Source organism: Streptomyces sp. NPDC053493 (genome assembly GCF_044544825.1).
Lineage (GTDB): Bacteria > Actinomycetota > Actinomycetes > Streptomycetales > Streptomycetaceae > Streptomyces.
The window spans coordinates 11,640-36,456 of record NZ_JBITXS010000007.1 but is presented as its reverse complement, the minus strand read 5'-3'; the positions used below and the strand labels follow the sequence as shown (position 1 = coordinate 36,456).

Annotated in this window: 21 protein-coding genes; 3 read left to right on the top strand and 18 right to left on the bottom strand. The window is 71.4% G+C overall.

From position 1 onward, the window contains the following. The first annotated feature begins 177 nt into the window (after positions 1–177). The gene (locus ACIGO8_RS20870; protein WP_399732538.1) at positions 178–1,827 is read left to right on the top strand and encodes an alkaline phosphatase D family protein; all 1,650 of its coding nucleotides are present in this window, start codon (positions 178–180) and stop codon (positions 1,825–1,827) included. A gap of 338 nt (positions 1,828–2,165) precedes the next feature. Then, on the top strand, positions 2,166–3,134 hold the full coding sequence (locus ACIGO8_RS20865) for a zinc metalloprotease (RefSeq protein WP_399732535.1): 969 nt from the start codon (positions 2,166–2,168) through the stop codon (positions 3,132–3,134). A gap of 69 nt (positions 3,135–3,203) precedes the next feature. On the opposite strand, the gene ACIGO8_RS20860 is transcribed toward ACIGO8_RS20865, so the two are convergent. From ACIGO8_RS20860 to ACIGO8_RS20835, 6 genes are all read right to left on the bottom strand, one after another. Further along, positions 3,204–3,773, bottom strand: coding sequence for a dienelactone hydrolase family protein (locus ACIGO8_RS20860; RefSeq protein WP_399732532.1), 570 nt, complete (start codon positions 3,771–3,773; stop codon positions 3,204–3,206). A gap of 114 nt (positions 3,774–3,887) precedes the next feature. Beyond that, on the bottom strand, positions 3,888–5,474 hold the full coding sequence (locus ACIGO8_RS20855; protein WP_399732530.1) for a Na+/H+ antiporter: 1,587 nt from the start codon (positions 5,472–5,474) through the stop codon (positions 3,888–3,890). Between the two features lie 86 nt (positions 5,475–5,560). Next, positions 5,561–6,076, bottom strand: coding sequence for a GNAT family N-acetyltransferase (locus tag ACIGO8_RS20850; protein WP_399732527.1), 516 nt, complete (start codon positions 6,074–6,076; stop codon positions 5,561–5,563). After that, a complete protein-coding gene (locus tag ACIGO8_RS20845) occupies positions 6,073–7,014 on the bottom strand; it encodes an RluA family pseudouridine synthase (RefSeq protein WP_399732524.1) in 942 nt (313 codons plus the stop codon). The genes ACIGO8_RS20850 and ACIGO8_RS20845 overlap by 4 nt, the downstream gene beginning before the upstream one ends. A gap of 41 nt (positions 7,015–7,055) precedes the next feature. Continuing rightward, entirely contained in the window at positions 7,056–7,622 is a 567-nt protein-coding gene (gene lspA, locus ACIGO8_RS20840) for a signal peptidase II (protein WP_399732522.1), read from the bottom strand. A 34-nt stretch (positions 7,623–7,656) separates the two neighbouring features. After that, the gene (locus ACIGO8_RS20835) at positions 7,657–8,442 is read right to left on the bottom strand and encodes a TraR/DksA family transcriptional regulator (protein WP_399732518.1); all 786 of its coding nucleotides are present in this window, start codon (positions 8,440–8,442) and stop codon (positions 7,657–7,659) included. Positions 8,443–8,985: 543 nt separating this feature from the next. Here ACIGO8_RS20835 and ileS point away from each other — a divergent pair. Next, positions 8,986–12,126 carry an isoleucine--tRNA ligase gene (ileS, locus tag ACIGO8_RS20830; protein WP_399732517.1) on the top strand — a complete coding sequence of 1,047 codons (3,141 nt, stop codon included), beginning with the start codon at positions 8,986–8,988 and terminating at the stop codon, positions 12,124–12,126. 259 nt (positions 12,127–12,385) lie between these two features. Here the strand turns inward: ileS and ACIGO8_RS20825 are convergent, their stop codons facing one another. From ACIGO8_RS20825 to murF, 12 genes are all read right to left on the bottom strand, one after another. Further along, a complete protein-coding gene (locus ACIGO8_RS20825; protein ID WP_399732514.1) occupies positions 12,386–13,441 on the bottom strand; it encodes a DivIVA domain-containing protein in 1,056 nt (351 codons plus the stop codon). Positions 13,442–13,508: 67 nt separating this feature from the next. After that, positions 13,509–13,799 carry a YggT family protein gene (locus tag ACIGO8_RS20820; RefSeq protein WP_399732511.1) on the bottom strand — a complete coding sequence of 97 codons (291 nt, stop codon included), beginning with the start codon at positions 13,797–13,799 and terminating at the stop codon, positions 13,509–13,511. 81 nt (positions 13,800–13,880) lie between these two features. Continuing rightward, a complete protein-coding gene (locus ACIGO8_RS20815; protein ID WP_265861641.1) occupies positions 13,881–14,501 on the bottom strand; it encodes a cell division protein SepF in 621 nt (206 codons plus the stop codon). A 136-nt stretch (positions 14,502–14,637) separates the two neighbouring features. Continuing rightward, a complete protein-coding gene (locus ACIGO8_RS20810) occupies positions 14,638–15,357 on the bottom strand; it encodes a YggS family pyridoxal phosphate-dependent enzyme (protein ID WP_399732508.1) in 720 nt (239 codons plus the stop codon). An 8-nt stretch (positions 15,358–15,365) separates the two neighbouring features. Then, entirely contained in the window at positions 15,366–16,094 is a 729-nt protein-coding gene (gene pgeF / locus ACIGO8_RS20805; RefSeq protein ID WP_399732505.1) for a peptidoglycan editing factor PgeF, read from the bottom strand. Beyond that, positions 16,091–17,308 carry a cell division protein FtsZ gene (ftsZ, locus tag ACIGO8_RS20800; RefSeq protein ID WP_399732502.1) on the bottom strand — a complete coding sequence of 406 codons (1,218 nt, stop codon included), beginning with the start codon at positions 17,306–17,308 and terminating at the stop codon, positions 16,091–16,093. The genes pgeF and ftsZ overlap by 4 nt, the downstream gene beginning before the upstream one ends. A 280-nt stretch (positions 17,309–17,588) precedes the next feature. Then, positions 17,589–18,368 (bottom strand): cell division protein FtsQ/DivIB, encoded by a 780-nt coding sequence (locus ACIGO8_RS20795; RefSeq protein WP_399732500.1) that lies wholly within the window; start codon positions 18,366–18,368, stop codon positions 17,589–17,591. A 38-nt stretch (positions 18,369–18,406) separates the two neighbouring features. Next, entirely contained in the window at positions 18,407–19,492 is a 1,086-nt protein-coding gene (gene murG, locus ACIGO8_RS20790) for an undecaprenyldiphospho-muramoylpentapeptide beta-N-acetylglucosaminyltransferase (protein ID WP_399732497.1), read from the bottom strand. Between the two features lie 6 nt (positions 19,493–19,498). Beyond that, the gene (gene ftsW, locus ACIGO8_RS20785; protein WP_399732495.1) at positions 19,499–20,836 is read right to left on the bottom strand and encodes a putative lipid II flippase FtsW; all 1,338 of its coding nucleotides are present in this window, start codon (positions 20,834–20,836) and stop codon (positions 19,499–19,501) included. A 58-nt stretch (positions 20,837–20,894) separates the two neighbouring features. Beyond that, positions 20,895–22,334, bottom strand: a complete 1,440-nt coding sequence (murD, locus tag ACIGO8_RS20780; RefSeq protein WP_399732492.1) for a UDP-N-acetylmuramoyl-L-alanine--D-glutamate ligase — start codon at positions 22,332–22,334, stop codon at positions 20,895–20,897. Further along, complete coding sequence (gene mraY / locus ACIGO8_RS20775) at positions 22,316–23,386, bottom strand: phospho-N-acetylmuramoyl-pentapeptide-transferase (protein WP_399732489.1); 1,071 nt, start codon at positions 23,384–23,386, stop codon at positions 22,316–22,318. Before mraY ends, murD begins: the two co-directional genes overlap by 19 nt. Further along, a complete protein-coding gene (murF, locus tag ACIGO8_RS20770; protein ID WP_399732486.1) occupies positions 23,383–24,816 on the bottom strand; it encodes a UDP-N-acetylmuramoyl-tripeptide--D-alanyl-D-alanine ligase in 1,434 nt (477 codons plus the stop codon). Before murF ends, mraY begins: the two co-directional genes overlap by 4 nt. Between the last annotated feature and the right edge of the window lies 1 nt (position 24,817).

Genomic DNA, 24,817 nt, shown 5'->3' with positions numbered 1-24,817 from the left:
GCGCGCCGCCCCCCCCCCCCCCCGCCCCCCCCGCCGCCCGCCCCCCCCCCCCCCCCCCCCCCCCCCCCCCCCCCCCCCCCCCCCCCGGGGCGGCCGGGCCGAACACCGCACGAAGCTTCGGCGAACATCTGCGCGGCCCCTGCCGATTCGTCGTACCAGTCGGTAATCTGACGGGCCGTGACCAGTCGTAACCTCATATCCGTCCCCAGCCGCCGTTCCGTGGTGAAGGCCGCCGCCGTGACCGCCGTCGCCGCGCCGGCGCTGGTGACCGCCGCCTCGCCCGCGCTCGCGGACTCCGGGGAGCCCGCGTTCCTGCACGGCGTCGCCTCCGGCGATCCGCTGCCAGACGGCGTCCTGCTCTGGACGCGCGTCACTCCCACGCCCGACGCCGTGCCCGGCTCCGGCAAGGGCCCCGACGTCACGGTCGGCTGGGAGCTGGCCGAGGACCGCTCCTTCGCCCGTACGGTGGCGAGCGGGACCGCCGTCGCCACCGCGGCCTCGGACCACACCGTCAAGGCGGACGTGCGCGGACTGCGCCCCGCCACCTCCTACTTCTTCCGCTTCACCGCCGGCGGCACCGTCTCCGCCACCGGCCGCACCCGCACCGCGCCCGCCGTCGACGCGGCCGCACCGGGCGTCCGGTTCGGCGTGGTGTCCTGCGCCAACTGGGAGGCCGGCTACTTCTCCGCGTACCGCCACCTGGCCGCCCGCACGGACCTGGACGCGATCCTCCACCTCGGCGACTACATCTACGAGTACGCGACCGGCGGCTACCCGGAGGCCAAGTACACCGTCCGGCAGCACCAGCCGACGCACGAGATCGTCTCGCTCGCCGACTACCGGCTGCGGCACGCCACGTACAAGACGGACGCCGATCTCCAGGCGCTGCACGCGGCCCATCCGGTGGTCGCCATCTGGGACGACCACGAGTTCGCCAACGACGCCTGGACGGGCGGCGCCGAGAACCACACGCCGGGCGCCGAGGGCGTCTGGGCGGACCGGGTGGCGGCCGCCAAGCAGGCGTACTTCGAGTGGATGCCGGTGCGCGCCTCGACGGAGGGCACGGTCTACCGCCGGCTGCGCTTCGGCCGCCTGGCCGATCTGCATCTGCTGGACCTGCGCTCCTTCCGCTCGCAGCAGGCGGGCGTGGGCAGCGGCCAGGTGGACGACCCGGAGCGCAGCATCACCGGCCGCGCCCAGCTGGACTGGCTGAAGTCGGGGCTCGCGGCCTCGGACGCGACCTGGCAGCTGGTCGGCACCTCGGTGATGATCTCTCCGGTGGCCTTCGGCGCGCTCCCGGCCGATCTCCTGGGCCCGCTCGCCGAGTTGCTCGGGCTGCCCAAGGAGGGCCTCGCGGTCAACGTGGACCAGTGGGACGGCTACACGGACGACCGCAAGGAGCTGCTCGCGCACCTGACGCAGCGGGGCATCCGCAACACCGTCTTCCTCACCGGCGACATCCACATGGCCTGGGCCAACGACGTGCCGGTGAAGGCCGCGACCTATCCGCTGTCGGCCTCGGCCGCGACGGAGTTCGTGGTGACCTCGGTGACCTCGGACAACCTGGACGACCTGCTGCACGTGGCGCCGGGCACGCTCTCGGTGGTGGCGGCCGGTGCCGTCAAGGCCGCCAACCGGCACGTGAAGTGGGTGGACATGGACCACCACGGCTACGGCGTGCTCGACGTCACCGCCGAGCGCTCGCAGATGGACTACTACACGCTCTCCGACCGGGCGGACCGGGACGCGACGGCGTCCTGGGCGCGCTCGTACCGGACGCTGAACGGAACGCAGCGTGTCGAGCGGGTGTACCAGCCGGTGCGCTGACGAGGACCGTCGTTCTTCATAACGGCGATTTTCAGCCATGATCGGCCGTGTTAACGGCAGATCACATGGCTACGGCGGGTGGCGTGTTCGGGGCATCGAATCCGGACACACCACCCGCCTTTGGCGCGCCTTCTGTTACGCCCACGTCTCAAACTCCGGAACCAGCGCAATTTTTTCTTCCCGATGCCCTGATTTGCCCGACGAATGATTGGGCTTGATCAACCCTCAACCACGGCTGACATGGACGCGTAATCTCCCCGCGGTGGCGAGGAAGTGCCTCTCCACAACCCCCCCGCAAGGAGTCACCCGTGCGTGCTCTTGTCCGTATATCCCCGCGTATGTCACGTCGTATTCTCGGCACCGCCGTCATGGCCGGAACCCTGGCCCTGGCTCCGCTCTCCGCCCCGGCTGCCACCCCGTCCTCCACCACCCTGGCCTCGGCCGAGAAGTGCGCGGACGACGCCGGCGCCCTCTCCTCCGCCCGCAAGGCCAAGGGCGGCGCCACCAAGGCCGAGCCCAACGAGGTCACCGCCGCCCAGGCCCAGGCCATGGACGCGGACCTGAAGAAGAGAGTCAACGAGGCCCGCCTGTCCGGCCGCGCCGCCGCGCCCTCCGCCGCCGCCGGCGCCACCGCGGTCACGATCCCGGTCTACTTCCACGTCATCCACAGCGGTACGACGGGCAAGCTCAGCGCCACGGCCGTCAGCAACCAGATCGCCGTCCTCAACGCCGCGTACGCCGGCCAGGGCACCGGCAACGTGAACTCGGGCTTCCAGTTCTCGCTGGCGGCGACCGACTACACGGACAACGCCTCCTGGTACAACCTCTCCTCCGGCTCGCAGGCCGAGAAGGACATGAAGACCACCCTGCGCAAGGGCGGCGCCAACGCGCTGAACATCTACACCGCCAACCTCGGCGGCGGCCTGCTCGGCTGGGCGACCTTCCCGTCCTCCTACAAGTCCAGCCCGAACATGGACGGCGTCGTCATCCTCGACGCCTCGCTGCCGGGCGGCTCGGCCGCCAACTACAACGAGGGCGACACCGCCACCCACGAGGTCGGCCACTGGATGGGCCTCTACCACACCTTCCAGGGCGGCTGCACCGGCAACGGCGACTACGTCAGCGACACCCCGGCCGAGAAGAGCGCGGCCTTCGAGTGCCCGACCGGCCGTGACACCTGCACCTCCAAGCCGGGCGTGGACCCGATCCACAACTTCATGGACTACACGTACGACTCCTGCATGTACCAGTTCACCTCGGGCCAGGTGACCCGCATGAACGACTCCTGGACCGCGTACCGCGCCTGACGCTCCGTCCGGACACAGCGGTGTGGCCCCCGGGGGCCACACCCCTTGGCACAGGTCCTGAAGGCCGTTCTAGAGGCTGTCGAGGAAGGACAGGGCCACCGCCCAGGTCCGCTCGGCGGCCTCCGCGTCGAAGTCCGACAGCTCCGGGTCGGTGTAGAGGTGCCCGGCACCGCGATAGCGGTAGATCTCCACGTCCGCGCCCGCCCTGCGCATCTGGAGGTACCAGGCCGACAGCCAGTCGTCCGTCTCGAACGGGTCGGGCTCGGCCACGTGCAGCTGGACCGGCAGGTCGTCCACCGAGGCCGACTCGGCGATGTCCGAGGTGCCGTGGAACAGCAGCAGCCCCCGCGCCCTCTCGTCGCCGAGCGCCAGCGTCTGCGCCACCGAGGCCCCGAGCGAGAGGCCCATGTAGACCAGACCGCGCTCCGAATAGGGCGCGGCGGCCAGGACCGCCCGCTTGAGCAGCGCGTCCTTGCCGATCTCGTCGCGCAGCGCCACGCCCTCCTCGACGCTCCCGGCCGTCCGCCCGTCGAACAGGTCCGGCGTCCAGACCTGGTGCCCGGCGTCACGAAGCCGCCGGGCGGCCGCCTCGACGGAAGGAGTCAGCCCGTAGGCCGAGTGGAAGAGCATGATGTCCATGCGCCCATCCTGCCACCGGCGGCCCGTGGCCCCGGCCAGCAGGAACCGTGCGGCCCTCGGCCCCGGTGAGGATCCGTGCGGCCCGGCGGCGGGCGGGTGTCCGGGGCGGGCCGGTCAGCGCATGCTGCGGACGTCCAGCTGGCGCAGCACGCGGTCCACCACCTCCGGGTCGGCGCCGGGCTCGCTGCGGGCCGAGAGCACCGCGTGCCGGGCGGCTGACATCATCTCCCGCTGGATCCGCTGGACCTTCTTCACCCGGTCCACGCGCTGCACGAACGCCGCCCGCCGTTCCTCGTCCACCATGTCCGGGCTGATCCGCGCCCCGATGTCGAAGGCGCCGCGCAGCAGCCGCTCGGCGACCTCCTCCGGCAGCTCCTCCCGCTCCTCGATCTCCTTCAGGCGGTGCTTGGCCGCCTTCGCCGCCCGCAGCGCCAGCTCCCGCTCGAAGGCCCGCTCGGCGTCCGTGTCGGCCTCCACGCCCAGCCGGCGCACCAGCCAGGGCAGGGTGAGGCCCTGCACCACGAGCGTCGAGAGGATGACGCAGAAGGCGACGAAGATCAGCTCGTCGCGGCCGGGGAAGGGCGAGCCGTCGTCCCTGCGGAGCGGGATGGCGAGCGCGAGCGCCACCGAGGCCACCCCGCGCATCCCGGACCACCACATGACGACGGTCTCCCGCCAGCTCACCGGGATCTCCTCGGCGTAGTCGCGCCGGTCGTGCAGCCGTTTCGCCAGCCAGGTGGCCGGCAGCAGCCACAGCAGCCGGACCCCGACCACCACGCCGACCACGGCCGCGCCCCAGCCGAGCATCTGCCCGAAGCGGCCCTCGGCGACGCCGAGGACATGGACGAGCTCCAGGCCGATGAGGCCGAAGGCGATGCCGGTGACGAGGGTGTCGACGACCTCCCAGAAGGTCTGCCCGGCGAGCCGTCCCATCACGTCGTCGGCGTCGGTCGCGTGCTCGGCGAGGAAGAGCGCGGTGACCAGGACGGCGAGCACGCCGGAGCCGTGCAGCTCCTCGGCGACGACGTAGGAGACGAACGGGACGAGGAGGGTGAGCCCGGTCTGGAGGGTGGCGTCGCCGAGGAAGCCCATCAGCTTGTTGGTGACCCAGCCGAGCGCGAGTCCCACCGCGACGGCGACGACGGCCGACAGGACCAGCTCCCCGAGCGCCCGCGGCCAGGAGAACTCGCCGCTGACCACCGCGCTGATCGCCACGTGGTAGAGCACGATCGCGGTGACGTCGTTGAAGAGCCCCTCGCCCTCCAGGATCGACACCAGCCGCCGGGGCAGCCCCAGCGAGCCGGCCACGGCCGTCGCCGCGACCGGGTCGGGCGGCGCCACCAGCGCGCCGAGCGCGAGCGCGGCGGCCAGCGGGATCCCGGGCACCAGCGTGTCCGCGACCGCGCCGACGGCGGCCGTGGTGACGAAGACCAGGGCCACCGCGAGCAGGAAGATGGGCCGCCGGTTGGCCGCGAACTGGCGCCAGGAGGTGCGCTGCACGGAGGCGTAGAGCAGCGGCGGCAGCACCAGCGGGAGGATGTACTCGGGCGGGATGTCGACGTTCGGTACGAAGGGCAGGAAGGCCAGCACGATCCCGACGAGCGTCATCAGGACGGGTGCCGGCAGCCCGAGCCGCTCCCCGAGAGGCACGGTGAGCACGGCGCCGAGCAGCAACAGGAACAGCAGGGCCAATTGATCCACGGCCCTACCCTGTCATGTACGTCCGCTTTGACCGCGATTGCCCTCGGCTACGAGTGGTGCCCGGGCGGGCCAGGACGGTGCCGGGGTCAGAGCACGCGGCGCATCGCGCGGTGCGGGATGCCCGCGTCCGGGAACTCCGGGCCGTAGGCCTCGTATCCCAGCCGCTCGTAGAAGCCGAGGGCGTGGGTCTGCGCGTGCAGGTCGACGGCGGCGAGCCCGCGCGCGCGGGCCGCGTCCTCGATGGCCCGCACCAGCGCCGCACCGACGCCGAGGCCGCGGGCGGCGCCGGTCACCGCGAGCCGCCCGAGCGAGCCCACCGAGGTGTCGCCGCCGGTCTTGCCGACCGCGTCGGCTCCGTGCAGCAGCCGGCCGGTGCCCAGCGGCACACCGTCCTCGCGGATCGCGAGGACGTGCACGGCCGTCTGGTCGTACGCGTCGTACTCGATCTCCTGCGGCACGCCCTGCTCCACGACGAAGACCTCGCGGCGCACGGCGAAGCAGGCGTCCCGGTCGTCCGGCCGTACGGCCTCACGGACGGTGTAGGCGGCGGAGCTCACGGATTCCGCGGCATCCGCGGCCTCCACGCCCTCCACGGTGCTCATCGGCTCTCCGCCGCGATGCGGTCGAGCGCGGTCTGCAGGTCCGCCGGGTAGGTGCTGGCGAACTCGACCCACTGCCCGTCGCCGGGGTGCTCGAAGCCGAGCCGCACCGCGTGCAGCCACTGCCGGGTCAGGCCGAGGCGCTTGGCGAGCGTCGGGTCGGCGCCGTAGGTGAGGTCGCCGACGCACGGGTGGCGGTGGGCCGACATGTGCACCCGGATCTGGTGGGTGCGGCCCGTCTCCAGCTTGATGTCGAGCAGCGAGGCCGAGCGGTACGCCTCGATCAGGTCGTAGTGCGTCACGGACGGCTTGCCCTCGGCGGTCACGGCCCACTTGTAGTCGTGGTTCGGGTGCCGGCCGATCGGCGCGTCGATGGTGCCGCTCAGCGGGTCCGGGTGGCCCTGGACCAGGGCGTGGTAGCGCTTGTCGACCGTGCGCTCCTTGAACTGGCGCTTCAGCGACGTGTACGCGTACTCCGACTTCGCCACCACCATCAGACCGGAGGTGCCGACGTCGAGGCGGTGCACGATGCCCTGGCGCTCGGCGGCGCCGGAGGTCGAGATCCGGTAGCCGGCGGCGGCGAGGCCGCCGATCACGGTGGTGCCGGTCCAGCCGGGGCTGGGGTGGGCGGCCACGCCGATCGGCTTCATGATCACGACGATGTCGTCGTCGTCGTGGACGATCTCCATGCCCTCGACGGGCTCGGCGACCACCTGCACCGGCGCGGGCGCGCCGGGCATCTCGACCTCGAGCCACGCGCCGCCGCTGACCCGCTCGGACTTGCCGACGACGGAGCCGTCGACCTGGACCTTGCCTGCGGCGGCCAGCTCGGCCGCCTTCGTACGGGAGAACCCGAACATGCGGGCGATGGCGGCGTCGACGCGCTCGCCCTCCAGGCCGTCGGGAACGGGAAGCGTGCGGATCTCGGGACTCGTGCTCACCCGTCGAGTATGCCTTGTGCCGGGAGTGCTCGGTCCTGGCGTCAGTCCTTGTGGACGGTGCCGTCGGGGTCCAGGCCCCGGAAGGACAGGAAGACGATCAGGATGCCGCCGCACACGATCGCCGAGTCGGCGAGGTTGAAGACGGCGAAGTGCGCGGGCGCGATGAAGTCGACGACCGCGCCCTCGAAGACGCCGGGCGAGCGGAAGATCCGGTCGGTCAGGTTGCCGAGCGCGCCGCCGAGCAGCAGGCCGAGCGCGATGGCCCAGGGCAGGCTGTAGAGCTTGCGCGCGAGGCGGATGATCACCACGATCACCGCGACCGCGATGCAGGTGAAGATGATCGTGAAGGCCTCGCCCATGCCGAAGGCGGCGCCGGGGTTGCGGATCGCCTCGAGGCGCAGCAGGTCACCGACGACCTTGATCGGCTCGTGGCCCTCCAGCTTCTCGACCACGAGCATCTTGCTGCCGAGATCGAGAAGGTAGGCGAGCACGGCCACCACGAACAGCGCGACGACCTTCCGCTTCCCCCGCGGCCGCTCCTCCGGAACGGCCGTCTCGTCGGCCCCTGCTGAATCCGGCGTACCGATGACGCTCTCCGCCTCTGCCATGTGCACGAGGGTACGGCACACACCTCCGGCGCCGTCAGCCGCGGCGCTCCTGCTTCTGCTTGTCCTCCACGCACAGGGTGGCCCGCGGGAAGGCCTGCATCCTGGCCTTGCCGATGGGCTTGCCGCAGACCTCGCACAGACCGTAGGTGCCCGCGTCGAGGCGCTCCAGGGCGTGCTCGGTCTGCTCCAGCATCTCGCGGGCGTTCGCGGCCAGGGCCAGCTCGTGCTCGCGCGTGATGTTCTTGGTGCCGGTGTCGGCCTGGTCGTCGCCCGCGCCGTCGCCGGAGTCGCGCATGAGGCCGGTCAGCTCCTCCTGCGAGTGGGCCAGCTCGCTGCGCAGCCGCAGCACCTCCGACTGGAGCTCGCTGCGGGCCTCGGCGACCTCGGCGGCCGTCCACGGGTCCTCGCCGGGACGTACGGCGAGCTCACCGCTGCGGGCCTGGGGCACCGCGGTGTCGGTCTCGGCCGTCGTGACGCCACCCGCGGTCTTCTTCGCTGCCACCGTCCTGGCTCCTGTCTTCTTCTCGGTCACGTTCTTCGCGTTCTTCGCGTTCTTGATGCTCTTGCTCTTCGCCGTGTCGGCCGTCGGGGCCGACGTGGCCGTCTTGGCCGGCTTCGTGGCCTTGACGGCCTTCTTCGCGGGGGCCGCCGTCTTCTTGGCGGGCGCCTTCTTCGCCGGGACCCGGGCGGCCGCCACCTTCTTCGCGGCCGGTACCTTCCCGTCCGCCTTCGTCCCGTCCGCCTTCGTCGCGTCCGTCCTCGTCGCGTCCGCCTTCTTCGTGGCCGTCGTCTTCTTCGCGGCGGTCTTCTTCGCCACCATGTCGCGGCCCCTTCACATTTTGTGATCTTGCTCGCGAATCGTGCTGGGACGATAAATCGGCCCAAGGCCCGCGGCAACGGGGCACGCCGCCCATTCCGCCCGCCCCGGCGCCCTTCGGAGCGAGCCTGCCTCGGTTGTGCCCAGCTCCCTGGCCGGTTATCCGCCCCGCCGCTCCCCCACTTGGCCGCAGCCGAAGCCGCGCGGGCCCGTGTGGCCATTCGGGTCAGCGGTAAATCGGTCGGCCGACGCCGTCCCGGGCCCTTACACTGGGCGGAGCGAAAGGCTTGGATGGGGACGAGTAGCGTCGTAAGCAGCCATGAGCGACCCGGGGACGGTGAGAGCCCGGGGGCGAGCCCGATGTGAAGCATCACCCCGGAGCTGCCGGAAGAAAGCCGCGGTCGTCCGCGGCGACTAGACCCGGCGTCGCGACCCCAATGAGGGGGCTCAGGGCGTTCGCGCCCGGGGCCAAGGAGGGTGGTACCGCGGGAGCCGTGCTCTCGTCCCTCCGGACGGAAACGAGGAACATCCGCCGGAGGAAGATCGATGTCTTCGCAGTACCGCCAGGTGCCCGCCCAGGTAGACCTGCCCGCGCTCGAGCACGCCGTGCTCGATTTCTGGCGCGAGAACAAGGTCTTCGCCAAGACCCTGGAGCAGTCCGAGGGACGCCCGGAGTGGGTCTTCTACGAGGGCCCGCCGACCGCCAACGGCATGCCCGGCGCCCACCACATCGAGGCCCGCGTCTTCAAGGACGTCTTCCCCCGCTTCCGCACCATGCGCGGCTACCACGTCGCCCGCAAGGCCGGCTGGGACTGCCACGGCCTGCCCGTCGAGCTCGCCGTCGAGAAGGAGCTCGGCTTCTCCGGCAAGAAGGACATCGAGGCGTACGGCATCGCCGAGTTCAACGCCAAGTGCCGCGAGTCCGTGACCCGCCACACCGACGCCTTCGCCGAGCTGACGACCCGGATGGGCTACTGGGTCGACCTCGACGACGCCTACCGGACCATGGACCCCTCGTACATCGAGTCGGTCTGGTGGTCGCTCAAGCAGATCTTCGACAAGGGCCTGCTCGTCCAGGACCACCGCGTCGCGCCCTGGTGCCCGCGCTGCGGCACCGGCCTGTCGGACCACGAGCTCGCCCAGGGCTACGAGACGGTCGTCGACCCGTCCGTGTACGTCCGCTTCCCGCTGACCTCCGGCCCGCTCGCCGGCCGGGCCGCGCTCGTCGTCTGGACGACCACGCCCTGGACCCTGGTGTCCAACACCGCCGTCGCCGCCCACCCGGAGGTGACCTACGTGGTCGCCACCGACGGCGACGAGCGGCTGGTCGTCGCCGAGCCGCTGCTCGACAAGGCGCTCGGCGAGGGCTGGGTGACCACCGGCGAGTCCTTCACCGGCAAGGAGATGGAGCGCTGGACCTACCAGCGTCCCTTCGAGCTCGTCGACTTCCCGGAGCCGGCCCACTACGTCGTCAACGCGGAGTACGTGACGACCGAGGACGGTACGGGCCTGGTCCACCAGTCGCCCGCCTTCGGTGAGGACGACCTCAAGGTCTGCCGCGCCTACGGCCTGCCGGTCGTGAACCCGGTCCGTCCCGACGGCACCTTCGAGGAGGACGTGCCGCTGGTCGGCGGCGTCTTCTTCAAGAAGGCCGACGAGGCGCTCACCGCCGACCTGGACGCGCGCGGCCTGCTCTTCAAGCACATCGCGTACGAGCACAGCTACCCGCACTGCTGGCGCTGCCACACGGCGCTGCTCTACTACGCGCAGCCGTCCTGGTACATCCGGACCACCGCGGTGAAGGACCGGCTCCTCCAGGAGAACGAGCAGACCAACTGGTTCCCGGACTCGGTCAAGCACGGCCGCTTCGGCGACTGGCTGAACAACAACATCGACTGGGCGCTGTCCCGCAACCGCTACTGGGGCACGCCGCTGCCGATCTGGCGCTGCGAGGACGACCACCTGACGTGCGTGGGCTCGCGCGCGGAGCTGTCGGAGCTGACCGGCGCGGACCAGTCGGGCCTCGACCCGCACCGCCCGTACATCGACGACGTCACCTTCACCTGCCCGGCGGAGGGCTGCTCGCACGAGGCCGTGCGCGTGCCCGAGGTCATCGACGCCTGGTACGACTCGGGCTCGATGCCGTTCGCGCAGTACGGCTACCCGTACCAGAACAAGGAGCTGTTCGAGGGACGCTACCCGGCGCAGTTCATCAGCGAGGCCATCGACCAGACCCGTGGCTGGTTCTACACGCTGATGGCGGTCGGCACGCTGGTCTTCGACAAGTCCTCGTACGAGAACGTGGTCTGCCTGGGCCACATCCTCGCCGAGGACGGCCGCAAGATGTCCAAGCACCTGGGCAACATCCTGCAGCCGATCCCGCTCATGGACCAGCACGGCGCCGACGCGGTCCGCTGGTTCATGGCGGCCGGCGGCTCGCCGTGGGCGGCGCGCCGGGTGGGTCACGGCACGATCCAGGAGGTCGTCCGCAAGACCCTCCTGACGTACTGGAACACGGTCGCCTTCCAGGCGCTGTACGCCCGTACGTCCGGCTGGGCGCCGTCCGCCGCCGACCCGGCGCCGGCCGAGCGGCCGGTCCTCGACCGCTGGCTGCTGTCCGAGCTGAACACGCTGGTGGCCGAGACGACCGAGGCGATGGAGTCGTACGACACCCAGCGCACCGGCAAGCTGATCTCCGCCTTCGTCGACGACCTCTCCAACTGGTACGTGCGCCGCTCCCGCCGCCGCTTCTGGCAGGGCGACAAGGCGGCGCTGCGCACCCTCCACGACGTCGTCGAGACGGTCACCCGCCTCATGGCCCCGCTGACGCCGTTCATCACGGAGCGGGTCTGGCAGGACTTGGTGGTGCCGGTGACGCCGGAGGCCCCGGAGTCGGTGCACCTGTCGACCTGGCCCGAGCCGGACCCGGCCCTGATCGTCCCGACGCTGTCCGAGCAGATGCTGCTGGTGCGCCGCCTGGTCGAGCTCGGCCGTGCCACGCGCGCCGAGTCGGGCGTGAAGACCCGCCAGCCGCTCTCCCGCGCGCTGGTGGCGGCGGCGGGCTTCGCGGACCTGTCCGAGGAGCTCCAGGCGCAGATCACGGAGGAGCTGAACGTCTCGAGCCTGGCGTCCCTGTCGGAGGTCGGCGGCTCGCTGGTGGACACCACCGCCAAGGCGAACTTCCGGGCCCTCGGCAAGCGCTTCGGCAAGGGCGTGCAGGACGTGGCGAAGGCGGTGGCCGCCGCCGACGCGGCGGCGCTGTCCCTGGCGCTGCGCGGCGGCGAGGCGACGCTGGAGGTGAACGGCGAGACGATCACCCTCACCCCGGAGGAGGTCATCATCACCGAGACCCCGCGCGAGGGCTGGTCGGTCGCCTCCGACTCGGGCGCGACGGTCGCCCTGGACCTGGAGATCACCCCGGAGCTGCGCAAGGCGGGCCTGGCCCGTGACGCGATCCGTCTGATCCAGGAGGCCCGCAAGAACAGCGGCCTGGACGTCGCGGACCGCATCGCCCTGCGCTGGACCTCCGCGTCGGCCGAGACCGCCGAGGCCCTCACGGCCCACGCGGGCCTCATCGCGGACGAGGTCCTCGCCACGGACTACGCCGAGGGCGCCGCCGACGACACCTACGGCAGCCCCTTCGAGGACGAGGGCCTGTCCCTGACGTTCCGCCTCCGCAAGGCGTAAGCGGTACGGCGAAGGGCCCGGCACCCCGAGAGGGGCGCCGGGCCCTTCGTCGTACCTCCACGGACGACTCCACGCGCGGGCGCACGGCAGGTACCGGGCCACACACCAGGCGCGGGCCACACACCAGGCGCGGGCGCGCCGCAGCCGCGGGCGAAGGCGCAGGCACGGCAAAAGGGCCGGGCCCTGGGAATCACCCCAGGGCCCGGCCCTACGACTGCCGCCGACGGCTACGCGCTCAGCGCGCGAACGCCGGGCGCCGTCAGTTGTCGTCCTCGTCGATCAGGAAGCCCCGCATCGGCGCCGGCGCCTGCTGCATCGGCTGGGGAGCCTGCGGGCGGACCGGAGCCATCGGCTGGGTCATCGCCGGGGACATCTGCTGCTGGCCGCCGTACGACGGGGCGCCGCCCATCGTGCCGTTGCCGCCGTAGGACGGCGCACCGGCGCCGGCCGAGGCCATCGACGGGGACGGCGGCAGCGAGGCCGTCGCCGGGGTCCGCGGCGGGGCCAGCGAGTCGTCCGCCTGGGTCTCCAGCTGACGCAGCTGCGACTCCAGGTAGGACTTCAGACGGGTGCGGTACTCACGCTCGAAGCCCCGCAGGTCCTCGACCTTGCGCTCGAGGGTGGCGCGGGCGGACTCCAGGGAGCCCATCGCGACGCGGTGCTTCTCCTGCGCGTCCCGCTCCAGCGCGTCGGCCTTGGCGCGGGCGTCCCGCTCCAGGCCCTCGGCGCGCGAGCGCGCCTCGCCGACGATCTTGTTGGCCTCGGAGCGGGCCTCCGCGATCGCCTGGTCGGCGGTCTGCTGCGCCAGCGAGAGGACGCGCGCGGCGCTGTCGCCACCCGGGCCCTGGGCCGGCTGCATCGGCTGCATCTGCTGCTGCTGCGGGTGACCCATGGGGCCGCCCTGCATCGGGCCGGGACCCATCGGACCGCCCTGCATCGGGCCGGGGCCCATGGGGCCGCCCTGCATGGGGCCGGCGGGAAGCGCGGGGGCACCGGACGGCAGCTGCGGCGGGCCCATCTGCGGGGGCTGCTGCTGAGCCGGCGGTCCGGATATGGCGGCGGGCACGGGAGCGCCGGGACCGACGGGACGATCCTGCTGCTCCGGGGGCTTGCGCATGCCCTGCTGCTGGTTCTGCGCGGCGGCACGGGTGGCCGCGGCCAGCTTGGCGCGCAGGTCCTCGTTCTCGCGGAGCAGTCGGGTCAGTTCGGCTTCGACCTCGTCGAGGAAGGCATCGACCTCGTCCTCGTCATAGCCTTCTCGAAGGCGGACGGTCGTGAACTGCTTGTTCCGCACGTCCTCGGGGGTCAGCGGCATCTCTTCTTCACCTCTACGTAGTCGTCGGCAGTCGGCAAGACCGTATCGTCCACATCCACCTCCGCCATCACCTCGCGAAGCTGCTCACGACGGAGATCAGGATGTAGACGATGATCATCAGAACGAAGAAGGACAGGTCGAGTGCCACGCCCCCGAGACGCAGCGGCGGGATGAGCCGCCGCAGAAGCTTGAGCGGTGGATCGGTGACAGTGTAGGTGGCCTCGAGGACGACCACCATCGCCTTACCGGGTGCCCATGACCGGGCGAACTGGAAGACGTAGTCCATGACCAGCCGGAAGATCAGGAGGACCAGGAAGCACATCAGCGCGATGTAGACCACCTGCAGTGTGACGCCCATCCCGCGCTTCCCTCTCCCCTGTTTCTCGTGCTCTCACCCGTCCGGCCGCTTTCGTGGCCGGCCGTGCTCGGTCTCGTGTTCTCAGCTCTGGTTGAAGAATCCGCCCTCTGCGATGCGGGCCTTGTCCTCCGCCGTGACATCGACGTTAGCAGGCGACAACAGGAACACCTTCTGCGTCACGCGCTCAATGCTGCCATGGAGCCCGAAGACGAGTCCGGCCGCAAAGTCGACAAGTCGCTTCGCGTCGGTGTCGTCCATCTCCGTGAGATTCATGATCACGGGGGTGCCCTCACGGAAGTGTTCCCCGATGGTACGGGCCTCGTTGTAGGTCCGGGGGTGCAGCGTGGTGATGCGGTAGGGCTCCCGCTCGGACACGACCTTGGGCATGATCACCGGTGCGTTCTTCTCCAGGCTCGGACGTTCGGGTGTGATGGATGCCACGGGGGCAATTCGGGCAGGACGTCCGCTTTCCGCGTGTACCGGTACAGACTGAGCGACGGGCTCGCGCGGCGCGGGCGGCTGGACCACCCGGACCGGCTCCTCGCGCTCGATCTGCCGAGGGGGCTGATGGCGCCGGTCGCGCTCGGGCTCCGGCTCCAGCTCGGGTTCGAAGTCGTCGTCGGGATCGAATCCCCGGCCGTCGTAGCCATCGTCCTCCACGAGGCCGAGGTAGACCGCCATCTTGCGCATCGCGCCGGCCATTCTCTGCATCCTCCGCTCTGTGGTGGATCGCCCTTACCGATTTCGCAGTGTCACCAAGTGCCCGCGATCCACGGGTCCGTCCGCCTCTCGACGGAATGACCATATTTTCTGCTGTGGTCCGACTTGCTTCGCGACGTTACCCGAGCTTCGGGCGGACTCCGAGTACCGCCGTACCGATGCGCACGTGTGTCGCTCCGGCCGCCACGGCCTCCTCGAGGTCCGCACTCATCCCTGCTGACACCATGTTCGCAGCCGGACGGGTCGCGCGCAGGTCAGTCGACAAATCCATGAGCCGCTCGAAGGCGGCCTGTTGCCGGCCCGCGTAGGGACCGGCGAGCGGCGCCACGGTCATCAGTCCGTCGAGCCGCAGTCCGGGCGCGGCGTCCACCGCCGCCGCCAACTCCTCGACGCCGTCGGGCGCCACGCCGCCCCGGTCGCCCCGCGCGCCGGACTCGGCGTCGAGCGCGACCTGGATCAGACAGCCCAGTTCGCGCTCCGCCTTCTCGGCGGCCGCGGACAGGGCGGAAACGAGCTTCAAACGGTCGACGGACTGCACCACATCGGCATAACCCACCACCGATCGGACCTTGTTGGTCTGCAACTGGCCCACGAAGTGCCAGGTCAGGTCGAGGTCCGCGCATGCGGCGGCCTTGGGCGCGGCGTCCTGGTCGCGGTTCTCGGCGACGTGGCGCACGCCGAGTTCGTGCAGGAGGCGCACATCGCTCGCGGGGTAGGTCTTGGTGACCACGACGAGGGTCACGTCCTCGCGCTCGCGCCCGGCGGCGGCGCACGCGGCCGCGATGCGCTCCTCCACCCGGGCGAGGTTCGCGGCGAGTTCCGACTTGCGGTCCGTCATATCTCTTCTCAGATCAACCAGACATATCCCGCGAGTCGCCCCGTGGTGCGGTCGCGGCGGTACGAGTAGTGGTCGCGGGACTCCAGGGTGCAGACCCCGGCGTCCGCGACGTCCCGGATCCCGAGCCGCTCCAGCTGGGCGCGCACTCCGGCGGCGACGTCGACGGCGGGGGTGCCCCACGAGGTCTCGGCGTGGGCGGCCGGTTCGGCCGCGGCCACCTCGGCGCGCATGGCCTCCGGCACCTCGTAGCAGCGCCCGCAGACCGAGGGTCCGGTGCGGGCGGTGATACGGGCCAGGTCGGCGCCGAGGCCGGTCATCGCCTTCACGGCGGCGGGCACGACGCCCGCCACCATGCCCGGCCGCCCGGCGTGGGCGGCGGCGACGACTCCGGCGACCGGGTCGGCGAGGAGGACGGGGACGCAGTCCGCGGTGAGCACCGCGAGGGCGAGGCCCCGGCGGGCGGTGACGAGCGCGTCGACGGACGGGATGTCGTCGGAGGTCCAGGGTCCGTCGACCTCGGCGACGTCGGCGCCGTGCACCTGGTTCATCCAGACGACCCGGGCCGGGTCGAGGCCGAGCTCCCGGGCGGCGCGTTCCCGGTTGGTCCGTACGGCCGCGGGGTCGTCGCCCACCGCGCCGCCGAGGTTGAGCTCCTCGTACGGAACGGCGCTCACTCCGCCCCACCGGTCGGTGAAGGCGAAGTGCGCGCCGTTCGCGTCGTGACGCTGCCCTATCACTTCAAGAAGTCCGGGACGTCCAGCTCTTCGGCCTGGGTGTCCGGGTACGGGCGGGCCGGCGGGACCACCGGCGGGGTGGCGGACGGCAGCGCGGACTCGCTGACGGCCGGGGCCGGCTCGGCGGGGGCCGGCGCGGGCTCCTCGCGCGGGCTCACCGTGCCGAGGCCGCCGAGCGGGCGGGCGGTCTCGGTGGCGCGCGGCGCCGGGGCGGGCTCCTCGCGCTTGGCGGAGACCGAGCCGATGATGTTGTCGCGGCGGGCCGGCGGCTGGCCGCCGTCGAAGCCGGCCGCGATGACGGTGACCCGGACCTCGTCGCCGAGGGCGTCGTCGATGACGGCGCCGAAGATGATGTTCGCCTCGGGGTGGGCGGCCTCGCTCACCAGCTGGGCGGCCTCGTTGATCTCGAAGAGGCCGAGGTCGCTGCCGCCGGAGATGGAGAGCAGCACGCCGCGGGCGCCGTCGATGGACGCCTCGAGGAGCGGCGAGGAGATCGCCATCTCGGCCGCGGCCACGGCGCGGTCGTCGCCCCGGGCGGAGCCGATGCCCATGAGGGCCGAACCGGCCTCGGACATGACCGACTTGACGTCGGCGAAGTCGAGGTTGATCAGACCCGGGGTGGTGATGAGGTCGGTGATGCCCTGGACACCGCTGAGGAGCACCTGGTCGGCCGACTTGAAGGCGTCGAGCACGGAGACCTGGCGGTCCGAGATCGACAGCAGCCGGTCGTTGGGGATGACGATGAGGGTGTCGACCTCTTCGCGGAGCTCGGCGATGCCGTCCTCCGCCTGGTTGGCGCGCCGGCGGCCCTCGAAGGTGAACGGGCGGGTGACCACGCCGATCGTGAGGGCGCCCAGCGAGCGCGCGATGTTGGCGACGACGGGCGCGCCGCCGGTGCCGGTGCCGCCGCCCTCGCCGGCGGTGACGAAGACCATGTCGGCCCCCTTGAGGACCTCCTCGATCTCCTCGCGGTGGTCCTCTGCCGCCTTGCGGCCGACTGCCGGGTTGGCCCCGGCCCCGAGACCGCGGGTGAGTTCACGGCCGACGTCGAGCTTGACGTCGGCGTCGCTCATCAACAGCGCCTGTGCGTCGGTGTTGATGGCGATGAACTCGACGCCCTTGAGACCGACCTCGATCATTCGGTTGATGGCATTGACACCACCGCCGCCGACACCGATGACCTTGATGACTGCGAGGTAGTTCTGCGGTGCTGCCACGTCGAAGGCCTCTCGCCTCGAGTTACGTGTCGCCGCTTCGCGTTGGTTGGCGCGCCGCGACGACGGATGCCGATTGGGACGGTCCGAAACGCCGACCCAAACCCTAACGTTGAAGTTTAGGGTTACCAGTGTCTCTGTTCGCTGGACTCTTCCGAACAGGACACTAAGTCGACAAGTGGCGCACGTTCAACGAACACGCCGAACCTCCCGTTTTTCTTTTCACCCTATGTGATCACCCGTAGCGCTGGCCAACCAGGGTGCTGGCCAGCGGTGATGGGCGTCAACTCCGTGACGATGCGGGTGCGGTGGGCGCACTTACATCGAAGTGCCCCGCTTTGGGAGTCGCCTTCATCAGCGCGGTCAGCACCCGGGCCTTGACGGGGCCGTCCTCGCCGCTGCCCCAGAAGACACTGCGGCCTCCGCCGAGCTCCAGAGTGATGGAGTCGAACGACGTGATCCGGACGACACGGACGTCCTGGGCGATTTTCTCCGGGAGTTCGCCCGTCACGCCTACCGCCACCCGCAGCAGCCGGTCCGCGTCGAAGCGGCGCAGGCTCGGGGAGGCGGCGACGTCGAGGACGAGGCGGGGCACGCCGCGGGGTGGGGCCGAGACGGTGGCGAACCGTACGGCGGAAGAGTCCACTTCGATGAACTTTCCGCCCTTTTCGAGAAGGAGGACGGGCCGGCGTTCCGTCACTTTGAGACCGATTCCGTGCGGCCAGGACCGCACCACGTCCACGCTGTCGATCCGGGGAAGCTCCGCGCGCAGCCGGGCCTCGATGCCGTCGGTGTCGACGGAGACGAGCGGCGCGCCGAGCGGGACCGCCGCGACACGCTCGACCTCGTCCGGGGTGAGCACCTCCGTGCCGGCGGTGCTCACCTTCTCGACCCGGAACCAGCCGGAGCCGTAGAGCGCCCAGACCCCGCCGGCCACCAGCACCAGCGCGGCGAAGCCGACGAGGAGGGCGCGCGGGGCGGGCACCCGAAGGCGCCGGGTGCCCGGCCGGGAGGGCCGCCGCGCGGAGCCCTCGGACCCGCCGCTCCCGCTCTTCGCTGCCACCGCGCGCTCCCTTCCCTGTGCGGCTCGCCGGCCGCCCGTCAGCGGGCCGCGATCGCCTCGTACACCATGCCGACGAGCAGCTCGTCGGCGTCCCGGCGGCCGAACTCGGAGGCGGCGCGGGACATCTCGTACAGCCGGTGCGGATCGGCCAGCACGGGCAGGACGTTGGTCTGCACCCACTGCGGCGAGAGTTCCGCGTCGTCGACGAGGAGCCCGCCGCCGGCCTTGACCACCGGCTGGGCGTTGAGCCGCTGTTCGCCGTTGCCGATGGGCAGCGGGACGTAGGCGGCCGGCAGCCCGACGGCGGAGAGCTCGGCGACGGTCATCGCGCCGGCGCGGCACAGCATCATGTCGGCCGCGGCGTACGCGAGGTCCATCCGGTCCACGTACGGTACCGGCACGTACGGCGGCATCCCGGGCATGTTGTCGACACGCGGCAGTTCGTTCTTCGGGCCGACCGCGTGCAGGATCTGGATGCCGGAGCGCTGGAGCACCGGGGCGATCTGCTGGACGACCTCGTTGAGCCGGCGTGCGCCCTGCGAGCCGCCGGAGACCAGCAGGGTCGGCAGGTTCGGGTCGAGACCGAAGGCGGCGCGCGCCTCGGGGCGCACGCGGGCGCGGTCGAGGGTCGCGATGGAGTGCCGCAGCGGGATGCCGATGTAACGGGCGTTGCGGAGCTTGGAGTCCGGGGTGGCGACGCCGACCCCGGCCGCGTAGCGCGAGCCGATCTTGTTGGCCAGGCCGGGCCGGGCGTTGGCCTCGTGGACCACGATCGGCACGCCGAGCCGCTTGGCGGCGAGATAGCCGGGCAGCGCCACGTAGCCGCCGAAGCCGACCACGCAGTCCGCCTTGGTGCGCTCCAGGACCTGCTCGGCCGCCTTGATGGTGCCGCGCAGCCGCCCGGGCACGGTGATCAGCTCGGGGGTGGGCTTGCGGGGCAGCGGCACGGCGGGGATGAGCGCCAGCTCGTAGCCCCGCTCGGGCACCAGCCGGGTCTCCAGGCCGCGCTCCGTGCCCAGCGCCGTGATGCCCACGCCGGGATCCCGCCTGCGCAGGGCGTCCGCGAGTGCGAGCGCGGGCTCGATGTGGCCGGCGGTACCTCCGCCGGCGAGGACGACATGCACCGAAATTCACCGCTCTCCGGACGGACGCTTCTTGACGCGCCGTCGCATCGACTTCCATCTCCCCCCGGCCCGCTTGCCCCATCCGGGGCGGCGCATGGCCAGGGCCGCTTTCGCGGCGGGTTCCTGTCGCGCGAAGGCGATCAGGAGCCCGACGGCGAACATGGTCGGCAGCAGGGCCGATCCTCCGTAGGAGAACAGCGGGAGCGGGACTCCGGCGATCGGCAGCAGACCGAGCACCGCACCGATGTTGATCACGGCCTGCGCCGTGATCCAGGTGGTCACGCCTCCCGCGGCATACCTGACGAAGGGGTCCTCCGTACAACCGGCCACGCGGATACCCGCATAGCCTAGAGCCGCGAACAGGGCCAGCACCGACAGCGTCCCCGCCAGACCCAGTTCCTCCCCGGTGACGGCGAAGATGAAGTCGGTGTGCGCTTCGGGGAGTTGGCCCCATTTTTCCACACTTGCACCCAGTCCGGAACCGAACCATCCGCCCGACGCCAGAGCATAGATCCCGTGCGCGGCCTGGAGACAGGGCGCGCCCTCTCCGCCGGGGTCGGTGGCGCCGAGACAGGCGAAACGCTTCAGCCGGTTGTCGCTGGTCTTGATCAGCAGGAAGCCGATCGTCCCGGCGAAGGCGAGCACCCCGACGAAGAGCCGGGTGGGCGCGCCTGCGGTCCACAGCAGGCCGAACAGGATCGCGGTGAGAATGATCGCCGTGCCCATGTCACCGCCCAGCATGATCAGGCCGAGCAGCAGGAACGCTCCGGGCACCAGCGGCACCAGCATGTGCTTCCACTGGGTGAGCAGTTTCATGTCCTGCTTGCGGGCCAGCAGGTCGGCGCCCCACAGGATCAGCGCCAGCTTGCCGAACTCGCTGGGCTGCAGCATGAACGGCCCGCCCAGCGAGATCCAGTTCTGGTTGCCGCCGACCGCGACTCCTATCCCGGGGATCTGGACGAGCACCATCAGGAAGATGGCCGCGACCAGGATCGGGTAGGCCAGCGCCCGGTGCAGCTTCACCGGCATCCGGGACGCGACCAGGAGCAGACCGCCGCCGAGCAGCGCCGCGAAGAACTGCTTGCGGAAGAAGTACGAGGGCACGAGGTCGTAGCGCAGCGCCGTGATCATCGAGGCGGAGTACACCATCACCAGGCCGAGCCCGGTGATGAGCAGCCCGGCGCCGACGATCACGTAGTACGCGGTGAGCGGCCGGTCCCAGGCCCGGCGGGCCCGCTCGTGGAATCCCCGCACACCGCCCGCGCGCCGGGTCCGCGGCGCCGCGGCAGCCGGGCCGCCGCGTACGGCGGCGGCCTTGCGCGGCCCGGCGGTTCTGCTCGGCATGGTCGCTGTCCCCTCCAGTCGTGCCCGGCCCGCGGCCGGGACCTGTTCGCTGGTCAGGTCAGGCGCGCCCGGTGGCGGCGAGCGAGCGGACCGCGTCCGCGAAGGCCTCGCCCCGCTTGTTGTAGTTGGCGAACATGTCCATCGACGCACAGGCCGGGGCAAGGAGGACCGTGTCCCCCGGCCGGGCGAGCGCGGCCGCCTCCTGGACCGCCGCGGACATCGCCCCAGTGTCGGTCCGGTCGAGGTCCACCACCGGGACCTCGGGCGCGTGTCGCGCCAGGGCTTCGCGGATCAGCGCCCGGTCCTGGCCGATCAGGACGACACCGCGCAGCCGCTGCGCGGACTTCTGCACCAGCTCGTCGAAGGTCGCGCCCTTGGCGAGTCCGCCGGCGATCCAGACGATCGGGTCGTAGGCCGCCAACGAGGCTTCCGCGGCGTGGGTGTTGGTGGCCTTGGAGTCGTCGACGTAGACGACGCCCTCGATCTCCTCGACCAGCTCGATGCGGTGCGGGTCGGGCCGGAAGGCCCGCAGTCCGTCCCGTACGGCCTGCGGCTCGACACCGAAGGCGCGGGCCAGGGCGGCCGCGGCGAGCGCGTTGGCGATGTTGTGCGGGGCCGGCGGCTGGACGTCGGAGACCTCGGCCAGCTCCTGCGCGTTCTTCTGCCGGTTCGCCACGAAGGCGCGGTCGACCAGGATGCCCTCGACCACGCCGAGCTCCGAGGGGCCGGGCGTGCCGAGGGTGAAGCCGATGGCCCGGCAGCCCTCCTCGACGTCGGCCTCGCGGACCAGGTCCTCGGTCACCTTGTCCGCCACGTTGTACACGCAGGCGATCTGGTTGCCCTCGTAGATCCGGCCCTTGTCGGCGGCGTACGCCTCCATGGAGCCGTGCCAGTCGAGGTGGTCGGGCGCCAGGTTGAGCACGGCGGCCGAGTGGGCGCGCAGGCTGGGCGCCCAGTGCAGCTGGTAGCTGGAGAGCTCGACGGCGAGCACGTCGTACGGCTCCTCGCCGAGGACGGCGTCGAGGAGCGAGACGCCGATGTTGCCGACGGCGGCGGTCCGCAGGCCCGCGGCCTCGAGGATCGAGGCGAGCATCCGCACGGTCGTGGTCTTGCCGTTGGTGCCGGTGACCGCGAGCCAGGGCGCCGCGTCCGGGCCGCGCAGCCGCCAGGCGAGCTCGACGTCGCCCCAGACCTCCACGCCGGCCGCCTCCGCGGCCCGGAAGAGCGGCTTGTCGGGCTTCCAGCCCGGCGCGGTGACGACCAGTTCGGTGCCGGGCGGCAGGGTCGCCCCGTCGCCGAGGCGGACGGTGATGCCCTCCGCCTCCAGCTCCGCGGCCTGCGCCCGGGAGCGCTCGTCGTCGCCGTCGTTGACGACCGTGACGACCGCGCCGAGGCCGTGCAGGACGCGGGCGGCCGGGATGCCGCTCACGCCGAGTCCGGCGACGGTGACGTGCTTGCCCTGCCAGGCCGGCTGTTCGCTCACTTTTCGGATGCCCATCCCGCGTAGAAGATGCCCAGACCGACGATCACGTAGATGCCCTGGATGATCCAGAAACGGACGACGACCAGGACCTCGGACCACCCCTTGAGTTCGAAGTGGTGCTGGAGCGGCGCCATCCGGAAGACCCGCTTGCCGGTCATCTTGAAGGAACCGACCTGGATGACCACGGACATCGTGATCATCACGAAGAGGCCGCCGAGCAGGGCGAGCAGCAGCTCGGTGCGGGAGCAGATCGCGAGGCCGGCGAGCGCGCCGCCGAGGGCCAGCGAGCCGGTGTCGCCCATGAAGATCTTGGCGGGCGAGGTGTTCCACCACAGGAAGCCGAAGCAGGCGCCCATGAGGGCGGACGCGACGACCGCGAGGTCGAGCGGGTCGCGCACCTCGAAGCAGGCGTTCGGGTTGGTCAGGGTCATGGCGTTGGCGCACGACTCCTGGAACTGCCAGAGCCCGATGAAGGTGTAGGCGCCGAAGACCATCACCGACGCGCCGGTGGCCAGGCCGTCCAGACCGTCCGTCAGGTTCACGCCGTTGGACATGGCCAGGATCATGAAGAGCGCCCAGACCACGAACAGGACCGGGCCGATCGACCAGCCGAAGTCGGCGATGAACGACAGCTTGGTGGAGGCCGGGGTGTTGCCGCGCAGGTCGGCGAACTGCAGCGAGAGCACGGCGAAGGCGATGCCGACGATCAGCTGGCCGGCCATCTTCGCCTTGGCCCGCAGACCGAGCGAACGCTGCTTGACGATCTTGATGTAGTCGTCGAGGAAGCCGACCAGGCCCATGCCGGCCATCAGGAACAGCACCAGGACGCCCGAGTACGTCGGGTCCTCGCCGGTGATCACCTTCGCCAGGGCGTACGCGATGAGGGTGGCCAGGATGAAGGAGATGCCGCCCATGGTGGGCGTGCCCTTCTTCGAGCCGTGGGTGCGCGGGCCGTCGTCCCGGATGAACTGTCCGTATCCCTTGCGGGCGAGCAGCTTGATGAGCAGCGGGGTGCCGATCAGGGTCAGGAAGAGCCCGATGGCCCCCGCGAAGAGGATCTGCCTCATCGGCCGGCGACCTCGCCCTCGGAGCCCGCGGACTCGAGCAGTGCCAGGGCGACCCGCTCGAGACCGACCGACCTGGAAGCCTTCACCAGGACGATGTCCCCCGGGCGCAGCTCACTGCGCAACAGGTCGACCGCCGCCTGCGCGTCGGACACGTGCACCGACTCCTCACCCCACGAACCCTCGTTATAGGCGCCCAGTTGCAGCCAGGACGCTTCCCTGTCCCCGACCGCGACGAGCTTGCTGACGTTGAGCCGGACGGCGAGCCGTCCGACCGCGTCGTGCTCGGCCAGCGACTCGTCGCCGAGCTCGGCCATCTTGCCGAGCACCGCCCACGTGCGGGAACCCCTGGCCTGTGCAGACCTGCCCATGGCCGCGAGCGCGCGCAGGGCGGCTCGCATGGACTCGGGGTTCGCGTTGTAGGCGTCGTTGACGATCGTCACGCCGTCCGGACGCTCGGTGACCTCCATGCGCCAGCGCGACAGGGAGCCCGCCTCGGAGAGCGCGGTGGCGATCTCCTCGACGGGCATGCCCAGCTCATGGGCGACGGCGGCCGCGGCGAGCGCGTTCGACACGTGGTGCTCACCGTACAGGCGCAAGGTCACGTCACTGCACCCGGTGGGTGTGTGAAGCCTGAAAGAGGGCTGTCCGTTCTCTGTGAGCCGGACATTCTCGGCACGTACGGCCGCTTCGTCCGCCTCTCCGAACAGGACGACGCGCGCGCGGGTACGGCTCTCCATGGCGCGCACCAGCGGGTCGTCGGCGTTGAGGACCGCGACACCGCCGTCCTCGGCGGCCGGCAGGGACTCCACGAGCTCGCCCTTGGCCTGGGCGATCTGCTCGCGGCCGCCGAACTCGCCGATGTGCGCGCTGCCCACGTTGAGGACGAGGCCGATGCGCGGCGGGGTGAGGCCGGTGAGGTAGCGGATGTGGCCGATTCCGCGCGCACCCATCTCCAGGACGAGGTGCCGGGTCTCGGCGGTGGCCTTCAGCGCGGTCAGCGGAAGGCCGATCTCGTTGTTGAGGGAGCCGGGTGTCCACACGGTCGGCGCGTGCCGCTCCAGGACCTGGGCGATCAGGTCCTTGGTGGAGGTCTTGCCGGCCGAGCCGGTGAGGGCGACGACATCGGTGCCGAGGCGTTCGACGACCGCGCGGGCGAGGGCCCCGAGCGCCGCCTGGACGTCCTCGACGACGATCGCGGGCACCTTGACGGGGCGGGTGGCCAGCACGGCCGCCGCGCCCGCCTCGACGGCGCGCTCCGCGTAGTCGTGGCCGTCGACGCGGTCGCCGGCGAAGGCGGCGAAGAGGCTGCCGGGCTTCACCTCGCGGGAGTCGATGACGACGGGACCGGTGACCTGGACGGCCGGATCCGGTATGTCGTGCGGCTGCCCGCCGACGATTTCGGCGATCTCGGCGAGGGAGAGGGCGATCACT